Source organism: Mesorhizobium denitrificans, assembly GCF_003403035.1.
GTDB lineage: Bacteria > Pseudomonadota > Alphaproteobacteria > Rhizobiales > Rhizobiaceae > Mesorhizobium_G > Mesorhizobium_G denitrificans.
This window is the reverse complement of record NZ_QURN01000001.1, coordinates 361,540-375,619: the sequence shown is the minus strand read 5'-3', so window position 1 is coordinate 375,619 and position 14,080 is coordinate 361,540. Positions and strand designations below refer to the sequence as shown.

The window sequence follows — 14,080 nt, the reverse complement described above, 5'->3', positions numbered from 1 at the left end:
TAAAGGAACTGTTAGTACGTGTGGTTGCCATTTGACGGCACCGTGGCAGATCTCTTCCTCACGCAATATGACTGTGTGCTGCACCTTATTGACAGGTCAGGCCGCTTGAGTTCGACGAATTGGCTGGTTATGTGTCCGCCAGAATTCTTTCTGATAGGGCTTTTATGAAGCCGCGTATTGCTGTTCTTGGTTGTGGGTATTGGGGTTCGAATCACATTCGCACCCTCGCGTCTCTTGGCGCGCTGCAGGCCGTCTCCGATCAAAATATGGCGCGAGCCGAAGGCTTCGCCAGCGATCAGGACGTCGAGGCCATCGCGCCAGCCGAATTATTCACCCGCAAGGATATAGATGCGATCGTCATGGCGCTGCCGCCGCAGTTCCACGCCGAATCAGCAATACTGGCTGTCGAGAACGGCAAGGACGTGCTGGTTGAAAAGCCGATAGCGCTGACAGTTGCCGATGCCGAACGCACGGTCGCGGCGGCTCATGCAGCCGGGCGCATATTAATGGTCGGCCACGTTCTGCGGTTTCACCCCGCCTTTGAAAAGCTGAAAGCGCTCATCGACTCGGGCGAGCTTGGCGAGGTGCGCTACATCCATTCGCACCGCCTGGGGTTAGGCAAATTCCACACCGAGAACGATGCGCTGTGGGATCTCGCCCCGCATGACCTCTCGATGATTCTGGCCATCACCGGTCAGGCGCCGATTGAGATACGCGGTGAAGGTGCAGCGCTGCTCGACCATCTGAGCGATTTTGCGCATTTGCACATGCGTTTTCCGAACGGATTGCGCAGCCATCTGTTTACCTCACGCCTAAACCCTTATCGCGAGCGCAGGCTAACCGTGGTCGGCAACAAAGCGATGGCGGTGTTTGACGATGTTGAACCGTGGGAGCGCAAGCTGGCCGTTTATCGCCACGCGGTTTGGCAGGACAGTGGCCACTGGGCCTTTACGCACAACGAACCAGCCTATGTTCCCGTTGAGCAAGGCATGCCGCTGACGCGCGAGTTGGAACATTTCATCCACTGTATCCGCACGCGCGAAGCTCCGCGCACGAGCGGCGAGGAAGCCGTGGAAGTGCTAAAAATCCTGACGGCGGGTACCGTTAGTCACGACTAATCAGGCCGCGTTACCCTGAACAGGCGTGGCGCGAAGACGCGAAAGCATGGTTTCTGCTTCGCTGCTGCGCTCCGAGCGCTCAATGAAACCACCGCCAAAAACGCGCGCTTCATTGCTGTCGTCGCTGTAAAGCACGCACGCCTGACCGGGCGCGACACCTGCCTCGCCTACGTTCAAATCAACCCATGTGTCACCATTAGCATGGTGCAACTGAGCGGGACGCGGCGGACGCGTCGAGCGCACCTTCGCGAAAATCTCGATGCCTTCTGGCGGCAAGTTTTCGAGCGGAATGTCGCCTAGCCAATTCACATTGCGCATATAGATGCGGTGCGTTTCCAGCGCATCCTTCGGGCCAACGATCACACGCGCGCGCTCTGCATCCAGATGCACGACATAGAGCGGTTCGCCCGATGCAATACCAAGGCCGCGGCGCTGGCCAATTGTGTAGTGCAAAATGCCTTCGTGCCGGCCAAGTGTGCGTCCGTCGATATGCACCACGTCGCCCGGCGTTGCGGCAGTCGGTCGCAGCTTGGCGATGATGTCGTAATACTTGCCTTGCGGGACGAAGCAGATGTCCTGACTGTCGGGCTTTGCCGCAACAACCAATCCCATTTCTTCGGCCATCTCGCGCACTGCCGACTTCGGCAGACCGCCAAGCGGGAAACGCAGATAGTCGATCTGGTCCTGCGTGGTCGCAAACAGGAAATAGCTCTGGTCGCGATCCGTATCGACAGGGCGATACAGCGAGCGATGCGCGCCATTCGCCTTGCTGCGAATGTAATGACCGGTGGCCAGCGCATCAGCGCCAAGGTCGCGTGCGGTCTGTAGCAAGTCAGCAAACTTCACAGTCTGGTTGCACGACACGCAAGGGATCGGCGTTTCGCCCGAAACGTAGCTTTCCGCGAAAGGATCGATCACCGCCTCACGAAAACGGGCTTCATAATTCAGCACATAATGCGGGATGCCGAGAGTCTCTGCCACGCGTTGCGCGTCGGCAATGTCCTGACCGGCACAGCACGAACCGGTGCGGTGTACGGCAGCGCCATGATCGTAAAGCTGCAGCGTGACACCCACCACGTCATAGCCTTCGCGGTGCAACAAGCCCGCAACCACGGACGAATCTACGCCGCCCGACATCGCCACCACGATGCGGGTATCCTGTGGACGCCCTGGGAGATCGAGACTGTTCATAGCTATATTTTCCGCTCGTCGGCGGCTTTCTTGCAATGAAAGCAATGTAGGTCAACCCCTTCGGAATTGCCACCCTTGGGTTTTCCAGCCACCACACGATGAACCAAGGATGCCCCTCAAAAGCTCAGACGGTAACGGTGCGCAAACGCTCGGCGATCAAGTTTGCCAGACGCTCGGCGGTTTCTTCCTTGGTAAGATCGGGCCAACGGTCAATACCGTCTTTCGAGACGATCGCGACACGGTTGCGATCACCACCCATGACGCCGCCCTCGTGGCTTACATCATTGGCAACGATGAAATCTGCGCCCTTCTTCTTCAGCTTAAATGTAGCGTTCTGCTCGACTTCGCGTGTTTCCGCAGCAAAGCCGACAACCAGATATGGCCGTTTTTTATGATGACCCACGCCCGCGAGAATGTCAGGATTTTCGACCATCTGGAGCGCGGGTGGCCCTTCCCCCGCAATCTTTTTGATCTTCTGACCGGCTTCGCTTTCGGTTCGCCAATCCGCAACAGCAGCGACGAAAATCGCTGCATCAGCCGGAAGCAGGCTTTCGACCGCAGCTTGCATTTCCCGCGCGGTCTCGACGTGCAGCGTTTTCACGCCTTGCGGGTCAGGAATGGTGACGGGGCCGGACACGAGATGTACGTCTGCTCCAAGCCTCGCCAGCGCACCCGCAAGGGCGTGACCCTGCTTGCCCGACGAGCGGTTAGCGATGTACCGCACCGGATCAATTGGTTCATGCGTCGGTCCTGAGGTGACGATGATGCGGCGGCCCGTCAGCGGCCCGGCCTTCGGGGCAAGCAAAGCCTCAATAGCCGCGACGATTTCCAGCGGCTCGGACATCCGCCCTTCGCCGGACTCGCCGCTTTCGGCCATTTCGCCGCGCGCAGGACCGACAAAGTGCATGCCATCCTGTTCGAGCGCCTTGCGGTTGCGACGGGTGGCGGGATGTGCCCACATTTTCGGGTTCATGGCAGGCGCGAAAAGCACCGGCCTGTTCGTCGCCAAAAGCACCGTGGAAGCCAGATCATTGGCATGGCCGTTTGCGAGCTTCGCCATGAGGTCCGCAGTCGCAGGCGCGACGACGATCAGGTCGCATTCCCGCGCGAGACGGATATGGCCGACATCCTGCTCATCCTGCCGTTCAAATAGGTTTGTGAATACGTGGTCGGCGGAAAGCGCGCCGACAGAAAGTGGCGTGATAAATTCCTGCGCAGCGGTGGTCATCACGCAGCGAACAGCCGCGCCGCGTTCACGCAGGCGGCGAATGAGATCAAGCGTTTTGTAGGCCGCGATGCCGCCGCCGATAATGAGTAAAATGCGCTTGCTCGAAAGGGTCATGCGTTACCTGTTACCCGATCCTTTACGCCCATTCTATCAGCTTACAATCCACGCAAGGTAAACGGCGGCAGCCGCGATGATCCAAAGCGCGATGCGCCCGGATCGCGTGCTGCGCGCTTCCGCTTTGCCGATTGCGCGCGCGGTTGCCTCATCGAAGCGCAGGCCGTGTTCGGCCATCTGGTCGATTTCCCGCGACAGCCGCTCAGTGCGGGCGGCAAGGTCCGGCGCCTGACGCATCAGCGAAACGAGCGCTGACACGCCCTCTCGCGCATCTTCCATCATGCCACGAGGGCCGAGATTATTCCTGATCCAGTCGCCAACGACGGGCTCCGAGGTCTTCCACATGTTGAAATGCGGATCGAGCGTGCGCGCCACCCCTTCGACCACAACCATCGTTTTTTGCAACATCAACAGTTCGGGCCGCGTTTCCATGTCGAAAAGTTCGGTCACCTCGAACAGCAATGTGAGCAGGCGAGCCATGGAGATTGTCTCAGCGGACTGGCCGTGGATCGGCTCCCCGATAGCCCGGATAGCCTGAGCAAACGCGTCGACGCTGTGGGTGCGCGGCACATATCCCGCTTCGTAATGGACTTCGGCGGTGCGGCGATAGTCGCGCGTGATAAAGCCGTAGAGAATTTCGGCCAGAAAGCGCCGTTCCTTTTTGCCGAGTCGCCCGGTTATACCGAGGTCGACCGCGACAATGGTGCCATCAGCCTCAACGAACAAATTGCCCGGATGCATGTCGGCATGGAAAAAGCCGTCGCGCAGAGTGTGGCGCAGGAATGACTGAACGAGATTGGCCGCCAGCTTTTCAAGGTCGAGTCCGGTGGCGCGCAGCGCTTCGATGTCGTTCAGCTTGATGCCGTCGATCCACTGCATGGTGAGCACATCACGGCCCGTGCGTTCCCAATCGACCTTCGGAACACGAAAGCCCGGATCGCCGGCAGTGTTTTCCGCGAGTTCGGACAGTGCCGCAGCCTCAAGCCGCAGATCCATTTCGACGCGTGTCGTCTGCGCCAATATGCGCGTGACCTCGACAGGGCGCAGGCGGCGCGTTGCCGGAATGAACCGCTCCTGCAAGCGCGCAGCGAGGAAATAGCTTTCCAGATCGCGGTGAAACAACCTGCGAACGCCGGGACGGATCACCTTAACGGCCATGCGCTCGGAAACATTTTCATATTGCACGCGGGCGGGGTGCACCTGTGCGATTGAAGCCGCCGCAACCGGCGCGCCAAATTCCTCATAAAGCTCATCGATGGGCCGCCCCAGCGAAGCCTCGATTGCCGCGACAGCTTCCGATGTCGGGAAAGTCGCCATGCGGTCCTGCAATTTGGAAAGATCGCGGGCGATTTCCGCGCCAACGACATCAGGCCGGGTGGCTAGAAACTGGCCAAGCTTCACATATGACGGGCCAAGCCGGGCAACAGCATCCGCAAGGCGCTGGCCACGATCACGGCCACGAACACGCCAACGGGTGAGCAAACGCGCCATGCGCCAGCCGAGCTTTGGCAGGCCGCTGAGCTCATCGCCAGGCAGCGCTGCGATTACGCCTTCGCGGGCCATGATCCAGCCAGCACGAACGAGCCGAAAGGCAGCTCCAACACTGCTCATTGCGCGTGCCCCGTCACAACTTCCAGCCGGAATGCAGCGCGGCAATGCCGCCGGAATAATTGCGGAAGGTTACGCGCTCGAACCCGGCGCGACCTATCATGGCGGCGAAATTCGGCTGATTGGGAAATTTGCGGATCGACTCGACCAGATAGGCGTATGAGTCACGATCGCCCGTTACCACCTTGCCAATTTCGGGAATGGCCTTGAACGACCATGCCTCATACGCCTTGTCGAGCAGGGGCATGTCGACTTCCGAGAACTCAAGGCAAAGGAAGCGTCCGCCCGGCTTCAAAACACGGTGTGCTTCGCGCAAAGCGAGATTGATGTCCGGCACGTTGCGAATGCCGAAAGCAATGGTGTAGGCGTCAAAGGTGCCATCGTCGAATGGTAGCTCTTCCGCGCTTGCCTCCACGAAATCCACATTGGCGGAAAGACCCTTCTTTGCCGCGCGCGCCTTGCCGACTTCCAGCATCGAGCCATTAATGTCCAGAACAGTGGCATGTGCCTGACGGCGCGAAGCCTCCACGATGCGGAAAGCGATGTCGCCTGTGCCACCTGCAACATCCAGCGAGCGCCAGATTGGATTCGGACGCGGATTGAGCCACGCGACCATCGCATCCTTCCACAAGCGATGCAGGCCAGCCGACATCAAGTCGTTCATCAAGTCGTAGCGTTTCGCTACACGGTGAAACACCTCGTTGACGAGCGGCTGCTTTTCGCCCGGTTCTACATTGCGGAACCCAAAGGATGTTTCCATCCCGCCGCTTGCAGTTGTTCTTTGATCAGTCATGTCGATCCAATTAATATTGGCCACGCAAATTTTGGCGGGACCATACCCGATCGTCCCCAACCACACCATTACCTAAGACGCGGTGAACAGACGCGGGGATAAAATTGTGGCCACGCCATCGCAAGGCCTTACATGCGCTGCGCATGCAGTTAGTATGTTCGCCGGATTTGTTGGAGATTGCCGTGAAAAACGTGACCGTTGTCGATCATCCGCTGGTGCAGCACAAGCTCAGCATCATGCGGAACAAGGATACCTCGACGGCGGGTTTCCGTCGTCTGCTACGGGAAATTTCCCTGCTGCTGGGCTATGAGGTGACGCGCAATCTCGAACTCACCACCATGAAGATTGAAACGCCCATGGAATCGATGGAAGCGCCGACGCTGGAAGGCAAGAAGCTGGTGTTTGCCTCGGTTCTGCGCGCGGGCAACGGCTTGCTGGAGGGCTTGCTCGACCTCGTGCCTGCCGCACGCGTCGCGCATATCGGTCTTTATCGCGACCATGAAACGCTGGAAGCAATCGAGTATTTCTTCAAGGCGCCAAGCGATCTCGCTGATCGGCTGATCATCGTGGTTGACCCGATGCTCGCGACGGCGAATTCCGCCATTTCGGCAATCGACAAGCTCAAGGAACGTGGCGCGACGAATATCCGTTTCCTCTGCCTGCTGGCCGCGCCTGAAGGAATTGAGCGCTTTACGACCGCGCACCCCGACGTGCCGGTTTTCACCGCATCTATCGACCGGCAGTTGAACGATAGGGGCTATATATTGCCTGGCCTCGGGGATGCTGGCGACCGCATGTACGGCACGAAATAGGCGAGAGCGCGCTGACGTAAAGGATTGGTAACCGGGAACGCGAAAAACCTCTGGTTCCCATTAGCCTCTTTGCCACGACTTTCGTGTAGAAAGGCGTGGGTTTCGGAGGGGTCATGCTTCGTCTTGCAATTATATTTGCGTGTATCGTACTTTCTGTCTCGTGGTTTTCGACAAGCCGTGGCGATGGCGCGGGCCTGCATCAATTTGCTCGCAGGGCCACAACGCCATCTTCTGACGGCGTGACGGTTGCTGCGGTCAATACCGCCGAAATCGAACGCGCAACGGCTCAGCCGCTTGGTCGCAAAGTGATTATTCCCGCGGATTCCAAAGGCCAATTCGAAAGCCAGTTTCGTGTCAATGATCGCAACGTGAAGGCGTTGGTCGATACGGGCGCCACGCTTGTTGCCATCAATGTCAGCACAGCGGTAAAGGCTGGCATCAAGCTCAAGCCGAGCGACTTCCAGCACGAGGTGCAGACCGCTAACGGCAAAACACTCGCTGCTGCCGTTATGATCGATTCAATGGAAATTGGCCGTATCCGCGTGAAGGATGTCGAAGCGCTGATCCTTCAGGACTCCGCCCTGCACATATCGCTTGTGGGCATGAGTTTTCTGCGCCGTCTGGATCGCTTTCAGGTGCAAGACCACACCCTGTTGCTTGTTCAATAACGAACGCTGATCCTGCGCTGGACGCTTTTGGCGGGAGCTGGTCGCGGTTCACCGATTGTATATGCCGCGCGCACATTTGCGGCGGCGCGCTCAAAATCATCTTCGGAACGCGCGTGAATAATAGCCAGCGCGTCACCGTTTTGAACCTCCGTCCCCACTTGCAGTAGTTCAGTCAGGCCAACCGCGTGGTCCACACTGTCTTGCGGTCTGGTGCGCCCGCCTCCGAGATCGACAACGGCAATGCCGATTTCACGGGTCGATATTTCGCGAACGAAGCCGCTTTGCGCTGCCTTAACAGCCCGCTGGACAGGAGCCGTCGGCAAGTGCTTGTGCATCTTTTCCATGAAGTCCGCAGGGCCACCCAGCAAACTGACCATGCGCGCAAAAGATTCGGCAGCGCTGCCGCTTTCCAGTGCATCGCGCGCGAGCCGCATTGCCTGCTGATTGGTGGAAGCGATGCCAGCAGAGATGAGCATCTCTGTGGCAAGCGCGATTGTGATCGTAAGTAAGCGTGGATCGCGGCGGCGACCAGTGAGAAAATCAACTGCGTTCGCCACCTCAACCGCATTGCCTGCCGCGGACGCAAGGGGCTCATTCATGTTCGTGATAAGAGCCGTCGTTTTGAGGCCTGCGCCATTTGCGACCTCGACAAGACTTGTCGCCAAGGCATTGGCGTCGCGGGCGCGCTGCATGAACGCGCCGCTGCCCACCTTAACGTCAAGCACAAGCGATTGCAGACCAGCGGCAAGCTTTTTCGAAAGGATCGAGGCGGTGATAAGCGGCACGGATTCGACCGTCGCCGTCACATCGCGGATCGCGTAAAAGCGCTTGTCGGCGGGAGCCAGATCGGCAGTCTGGCCGATGATTGCGCACCCCGCCTCCATAACGGTTTGCCGAAACAATTTGTTCGGCGGCTGGCTCATATAGCCGGGGATCGAATCCATCTTGTCCAGCGTACCGCCGGTATGGCCAAGGCCACGACCGGAGATCATCGGAACGTAAGCGCCGCAACTCGCGACGATGGGCGCGAGCATCAACGAAACATTGTCGCCGACGCCACCGGTCGAATGTTTGTCTGTGACCGGGCCGGGCAAGTCCGTCCAGTCAAGCACCTCGCCCGAATCGCGCATGGCAAGCGTCAGCGACACCGCCTCGTCCCGGCTCATTCCGTTGAAAAATATCGCCATGGCCAGCGCAGCGACCTGACCTTCGCTGACAGCACCAGAGGTCAGACCCGCGACGAACTCCGCAATTTCTTCTTGCGAAAGCGATTTGCCATCGCGCTTTTTGCGTATGATTTCCTGCGGCAACATCTCGGTCAGGAATCCAGATTGCCGGATGCGAACAAGTATTGCAGCAGTCGGCCTAGCTTTGCCCCACCACGCGGCGCGACTTCGCGCGTTTCATCATGCGAAAGTTCTGCTCCGGTTATTCCCGCCGCAAAGTTCGTGATCACGGAACAGGCCGCAACGCGGATGCCGAAAAAGCGCGCCAGAATAACCTCCGGCACGGTGGACATGCCGACCGCGTTTGCGCCCATCATTCGCGCAACGCGTATTTCCGCAGGCGTCTCAAAAGATGGCCCGGAGAACCACATGTATATGCCCTGATGCAGCGGCGTGTGACTGGCCGCTGCCGCTTGCTCCAGAGCGATGCGCAGCTTGCGATCATATGCTTCCGTCATGCTGACGAAGCGCTGATCCGTCGGCTCGTCGAACAATGGGTTCGAGCCGGAAAAATTGATGTGATCCGTGATCATCATCAATGAACCGGGCGGCATGTCCGTGTCGACCGACCCGGCTGCATTGGTGAGAAAGAGCTTGGTGATGCCAACGCCGGCGAGAGCTTCTATGACCGGCCGCATGACTGCTGCATTGCCATGCTCGTAATAGTGAGCGCGGCCCGCCAGCACCAGAACCGGAGTGTCTGACAGATAACCGGCAACTACCTCGCCGCTATGACCGGAGACGCCACCAACTGGAAATCCCGGCAAGACGCGATAGGCCACGCGAATCGGCTTTTTTATGGATTCCACCAGATCGCCCAAGCCAGAGCCGAGCACGATCGCCGTTGTCGGCACGAGGCCGCCTAGCCGTTCAACAAGGACATCGACCGCGCTCATTTAAGAATGTCGCCACGAAAACCGAATGGCAGGATTTCGCCCATGGTCACCGTTTGCACCACGCCCGTCTCGTCGCACAAATGCAGCTTGGTGTCGGCGGTCGTGAATTCTGCAAGACGCTGGCGACAGCCGCCACAAGGCGTGACGCGCGCCATGCGTTCGGCTACCACCGCAACCTCAGTGATCTTGCCGCCGCCACCCATAATGTAATGTCCGAGCGCAGTGGTCTCCGCGCACCAACCCTCCGGATAGGATGCGACCTCGATATTCGCGCCGGAGAAAACGCGACCATCCTCCGTGCGAAGTGCTGCGCCCACAGGAAACTTCGAGTAAGGCGCATAGGCTTTTGCCATCGCCTGCGTTGCGGCTTCAAACAGATCACGGCTCATCTCAACGCTCCTTTACATAAGGCACGCCGCCCGCACGCGGCGGGATTGCCTTGCCGATAAAGCCTGCCAGCAAGATCACGGTGAGGATGTAAGGCAGAGCCTGCATCAACTGCACCGGCACGCGCACGCCCATGATCGGGGTTCCCTGCAAGCGGATCGAAGCTGCATCGAGAAAGCCGAACAGCAGACATGCAAACATCGCATTGACGGGCTTCCACTTGGCGAAGATCAGCGCCGCAAGCGCAATGAAGCCCTTGCCTGCGGTCATGTCTTTCACGAAGCCTGCATTCTGAACCATCGACAGATAGCATCCCGCGATGCCTGTAAGAATGCCGGTGCAGATGACCGCACGATAACGCAGCCAAGCGACCGATACGCCAGCCGTATCCACAGCGGCGGGATTTTCGCCCACGGCGCGAAGGCGCAGACCGAAGCGCGTGCGGTAAAGCACCCACCATGTAAACGGCACCATCAGAAACGCAAAGTAAGTGAGCAGCGAGTGGCCCGAAATAAGCTCGGAATAGATCTGGCCGATCAGGGGCACATCGCGCAACGCCGCTGCGCCCGGTAGCTCGATAGCTTCAAAGCGCTGCGCCGCACCGAGTGCAGGCGTACGCCCACCCTGTTGAAACCAAGCCTGCCCCAGAATGATTGTCGAACCGGCGGCGATGAAGTTGATCGCCACACCGGAAACGATCTGGTTGCCGCGATGGGTGATCGACGCAAAGCCGTGCACCAACGCCATGCCAACCGAGACGAGAATGCCGCACAGCAGGCCGAGCCATGCCGAGCCCGTTACTGCGGCCCCCGCTGCTCCGGCAAAAGCGCCCGCCAGCATCTTGCCTTCAAGGCCGATGTCGAACACGCCTGCGCGTTCGGAATATAGGCCGGCAAGGCAGGCTAAGAGCAGTGGAACGCTGAGCCTGATGGTCGAGTCCAGAATAAGGACGAGCGCGTTGAGGAAGTCCATCTCACGCCCCCTCTTTCTTCGCGGCGGCGAGGCCGACCGATCTTGGACTGAGGCTCGCGAACAATGTCTGGATCGTTGGCCTGAACATGTGTTCGAGCGCGCCTGCGAACAGGATCACCAGACCTTGAATAATCACGATCATGTCGCGCGAGATGTTCGGCATTTCGAATGCGAGTTCCGCGCCGCCCTGATAGAGCGCGCCAAACAGGATCGCCGCCGGAATGATGCCCGCCGGATGCGAGCGGCCCATAAGGGCGACAGCAATGCCGACGAACCCCGCCTGCGATACGAAATCCAGCGAGACGTTGTGCTGGTCGCCCATTGTCGGGTTAAGCGCCATCATGCCTGCCAGCGCACCGGAAATGAGCATGGTAATTATGATGATGCGTGATTCCGAAATGCCTGCATAGCGCGCGGCCTTGGAGCTGAAGCCCAGCGTGCGAATTTCATATCCGAGCTTGGTGCGCCAGATTAGCAGCCAGACTAGATAGGCCATGATAAGCGCGAGGATGAAGGACAGGTTCAGCGGCGCTGACCTGATTTTCGCACCGAACAATTCAATGATCCAGTTCAGCTTGGGCAGTTGCGCACCAGCCTCAAAAGGCCGTGTTTGCGGGGCCATCGAACCTAACGGCTTGATAACATCGACAAGCATGTAAACCATCAGGCTGCCCGCGATGTAGTTGAACATGATCGTCGTGATTACGACGTGGGAGTCACGCTTAGCCTGCAAATACGCAGGGATCAGCGCCCACAAGGCTCCGAAACCCGCCGCCGCTACAATGGCGATGGGGAATGTCAGATACCAGGGCAGAACTGTGTCCAGAGACAGCGCGACAAACGCAACGCCGAGCCCGGCAATGTAGGCTTGTCCCTCACCGCCAATATTGAACAATCCCGCATGGAATGCGACGGCCACGGCAAGCCCGGTGAAGATGAAGTTCGTTGCATAGTAGAGCGTGTAGGCGATGTTCTGCCCGCGCCCGAAAGCGCCTTCGACCAATATCATCGCAGCGCGGAACGGATTTTCGCCAACGAGCATGACGACCAGTCCGGCAACGATGAAAGCGACGAAAAGGTTGATGAGCGGGATCAACCCATAATCCGCCCAACGCGGCAGTTTTGCGAACGGGGCGCTCATTCAGCAGCTTCCTTGTGCTCGACGCCAGCCATAAGCAGGCCCAACTCGCCTTCAGTGGCCTCCGGCCCGCGTTCGCCAACGATGCGGCCTGCGAACATCACCAAAATGCGGTCCGATAGCGAGCGGATTTCATCCAGTTCCACGGAGATCACCAGCACAGCCTTGCCCGCATCGCGCATGGCGATAAGACGCTTATGGATGAACTCGATTGCGCCGACATCGACGCCGCGCGTCGGCTGGCCCACAACGAGAACGCCGGGGTCTTGCTCGATCTCGCGCGCCAGCACGATCTTTTGCTGATTGCCGCCGGAGAAGTTGGCCGTCCTGAGATGCGGATTGGTCGGCCGAATGTCGTAGGCTTGAATCTTGGCCCTGGCGTCATCCTCAATGGCTTTCAAATTGAGAAATGGCCCGTTCAGATATTGCGGCTTGTCTTGATAGCCGAGGATTGAATTTTCTGCTTCCTCAAAGGCGAGCACGAGGCCGACATGGTGTCTGTCTTCCGGCACATGTGCCAGACCGCGATCCCGCAATTCACCGGGGTCGGCAGTGCCCGTCACGTCAATCGGCTTGCCATCGAGCATCACCGTGCCCGACACGGCGCGCCGCGTTCCTGCAATGGCCTCGATCAACTCCGACTGGCCGTTGCCCGCAACGCCCGCAATGCCGACAATTTCGCCCGCGCGAATGTCGAAGGACACGTCATCGACCATCGTCACCTTGCGCGAATCCCGAACGGTGAGATTGCGCACAGACAGCTTCACCTCGCCTGGATTGGCCTCTCCCTTCTGGACGCGCAGAAGCACGCGCCTGCCAACCATGAGTTCGGCCAACTCCTCGACGGTCGTTCCCTTGGTTTCGCGCGTGGCAACCATCGTGCCTTGCCGCATCACCGAAACATTGTCGGTGATAGCCATAATCTCCCGTAGCTTGTGGGTGATCAGGATGACCGTTTTGCCCTGCTCCTTGAGTTGCTTCAAAATGCGGAACAAATGATCTGCCTCGGCGGGCGTCAGCACGCCGGTAGGCTCATCCAGAATGAGAATATCCGCACCGCGATAGAGCGCTTTCAGGATTTCGACGCGCTGCTGCAGGCCAACGGGAAGCTCTTCGATCAGCGCATCTGGATCGACTTCCAGCCCATATTCGCGTTCAAGTCGCGCGAGTTCCGAGCGCGCCTTGGCGATCGATTTGTTCAGCAGCGGTTCGCCTTCCGCACCGAGAATAATGTTCTCCAGAACGGTGAAATTCTCCACCAGCATGAAGTGCTGGTGCACCATGCCGATGCCCGCAGCGATGGCATCATTCGGCGTCTTGATGCTCACGGGCTTGCCGTTAACGCGGATTTCGCCACTGTCGGCCTGATAGAAACCGTACAGGATAGACATAAGCGTGGACTTACCAGCGCCGTTCTCGCCAATAATTCCATGGATCGTACCGCGCTGCACTTCGAGATTAATATCGCGATTGGCGTGGACGGGGCCAAAGCTCTTGTTTATGCCGCTGAGCGCAATTGCGAGTTCGGCCATGTTTTCCCCTATTATAGCCGCCGCCTCGTTGATCGGACGGTGACGGAGCGAGCAGGTTCCCGTTGCCCGCAATCGCAGTTTCGACAATTCCTTGTGGGCTTGTCAATTTCCGTAGGAGCAGGTGCGTGATTGCCTTGGCAAAAACTCACAGGCAACATGAGACCAGCGATGCAGAGGAGCGCAAATCATGGAAAGCAGCCGGGTTGTGCTTCTGGAGGTTCGCGCCGCCGAACAGGAGCGCGTCATCGAGCAATTGTCCGATCAGATAGCTGAGCAATGGAAAGTTATCGATCGCATGCAGAAGAAGCTGGATACGCTGACCGAGCGATTTCTGGCTCTCGAGGAACAGGCGACGCCCGGACATGAGGCGACCAAGCCGCCCCACTGGTAAAACAAA

The 14,080-nt window shown here is 58.7% G+C and carries 14 protein-coding genes; 4 read left to right on the top strand and 10 right to left on the bottom strand.

The features are described from left to right. Positions 1-164: 164 nt before the first annotated feature. A complete protein-coding gene (locus tag DY251_RS01740) occupies positions 165-1,118 on the top strand; it encodes a Gfo/Idh/MocA family protein (RefSeq protein WP_116622097.1) in 954 nt (317 codons plus the stop codon). Here the strand turns inward: DY251_RS01740 and mnmA are convergent, their stop codons facing one another. The 4 genes from mnmA to ubiE all read right to left on the bottom strand — a co-directional run bounded on the left by mnmA (position 1,119) and on the right by ubiE (position 6,052). Next, a complete protein-coding gene (mnmA, locus tag DY251_RS01735; RefSeq protein WP_170971395.1) occupies positions 1,119-2,315 on the bottom strand; it encodes a tRNA 2-thiouridine(34) synthase MnmA in 1,197 nt (398 codons plus the stop codon). A gap of 118 nt (positions 2,316-2,433) precedes the next feature. Further along, entirely contained in the window at positions 2,434-3,651 is a 1,218-nt protein-coding gene (gene coaBC, locus DY251_RS01730; RefSeq protein ID WP_116622095.1) for a bifunctional phosphopantothenoylcysteine decarboxylase/phosphopantothenate--cysteine ligase CoaBC, read from the bottom strand. Positions 3,652-3,687: 36 nt separating this feature from the next. Then, positions 3,688-5,262 (bottom strand): 2-polyprenylphenol 6-hydroxylase, encoded by a 1,575-nt coding sequence (ubiB, locus tag DY251_RS01725; RefSeq protein ID WP_116622094.1) that lies wholly within the window; start codon positions 5,260-5,262, stop codon positions 3,688-3,690. Positions 5,263-5,275: 13 nt separating this feature from the next. After that, positions 5,276-6,052, bottom strand: a complete 777-nt coding sequence (ubiE, locus tag DY251_RS01720; protein WP_116622296.1) for a bifunctional demethylmenaquinone methyltransferase/2-methoxy-6-polyprenyl-1,4-benzoquinol methylase UbiE — start codon at positions 6,050-6,052, stop codon at positions 5,276-5,278. 143 nt (positions 6,053-6,195) lie between these two features. Between ubiE and upp the strand changes: the two genes are divergently transcribed. Beyond that, positions 6,196-6,864, top strand: coding sequence for a uracil phosphoribosyltransferase (upp, locus tag DY251_RS01715; protein ID WP_170971392.1), 669 nt, complete (start codon positions 6,196-6,198; stop codon positions 6,862-6,864). Between the two features lie 113 nt (positions 6,865-6,977). After that, complete coding sequence (locus DY251_RS01710) at positions 6,978-7,532, top strand: TIGR02281 family clan AA aspartic protease (RefSeq protein ID WP_116622093.1); 555 nt, start codon at positions 6,978-6,980, stop codon at positions 7,530-7,532. Here DY251_RS01710 and deoA read toward each other — a convergent pair. Genes deoA through DY251_RS01680 form a run of 6 tightly spaced genes read right to left on the bottom strand, consistent with a single transcriptional unit; the run spans position 7,526 to position 13,683 of the window. Continuing rightward, complete coding sequence (gene deoA / locus DY251_RS01705) at positions 7,526-8,845, bottom strand: thymidine phosphorylase (RefSeq protein WP_116622092.1); 1,320 nt, start codon at positions 8,843-8,845, stop codon at positions 7,526-7,528. The two genes, DY251_RS01710 and deoA, sit on opposite strands and share 7 nt — an antisense overlap. 5 nt (positions 8,846-8,850) lie before the next feature. Next, complete coding sequence (locus DY251_RS01700) at positions 8,851-9,654, bottom strand: purine-nucleoside phosphorylase (protein ID WP_116622091.1); 804 nt, start codon at positions 9,652-9,654, stop codon at positions 8,851-8,853. Further along, positions 9,651-10,043, bottom strand: a complete 393-nt coding sequence (gene cdd, locus DY251_RS01695) for a cytidine deaminase (RefSeq protein WP_116622090.1) — start codon at positions 10,041-10,043, stop codon at positions 9,651-9,653. The genes DY251_RS01700 and cdd overlap by 4 nt, the downstream gene beginning before the upstream one ends. A gap of 1 nt (position 10,044) precedes the next feature. Beyond that, positions 10,045-11,013, bottom strand: a complete 969-nt coding sequence (locus tag DY251_RS01690; protein WP_116622089.1) for an ABC transporter permease — start codon at positions 11,011-11,013, stop codon at positions 10,045-10,047. 1 nt (position 11,014) lies between these two features. Then, positions 11,015-12,154: an ABC transporter permease gene (locus tag DY251_RS01685; RefSeq protein ID WP_116622088.1), complete on the bottom strand. Its 1,140-nt coding sequence runs from the start codon at positions 12,152-12,154 to the stop codon at positions 11,015-11,017. Continuing rightward, positions 12,151-13,683, bottom strand: a complete 1,533-nt coding sequence (locus DY251_RS01680) for an ABC transporter ATP-binding protein (protein WP_116622087.1) — start codon at positions 13,681-13,683, stop codon at positions 12,151-12,153. The genes DY251_RS01685 and DY251_RS01680 overlap by 4 nt, the downstream gene beginning before the upstream one ends. 187 nt (positions 13,684-13,870) lie before the next feature. Here DY251_RS01680 and DY251_RS01675 point away from each other — a divergent pair, with 187 nt between their 5' ends. Next, the gene (locus DY251_RS01675) at positions 13,871-14,074 is read left to right on the top strand and encodes a SlyX family protein (protein ID WP_116622086.1); all 204 of its coding nucleotides are present in this window, start codon (positions 13,871-13,873) and stop codon (positions 14,072-14,074) included. Positions 14,075-14,080: the final 6 nt, after the last annotated feature.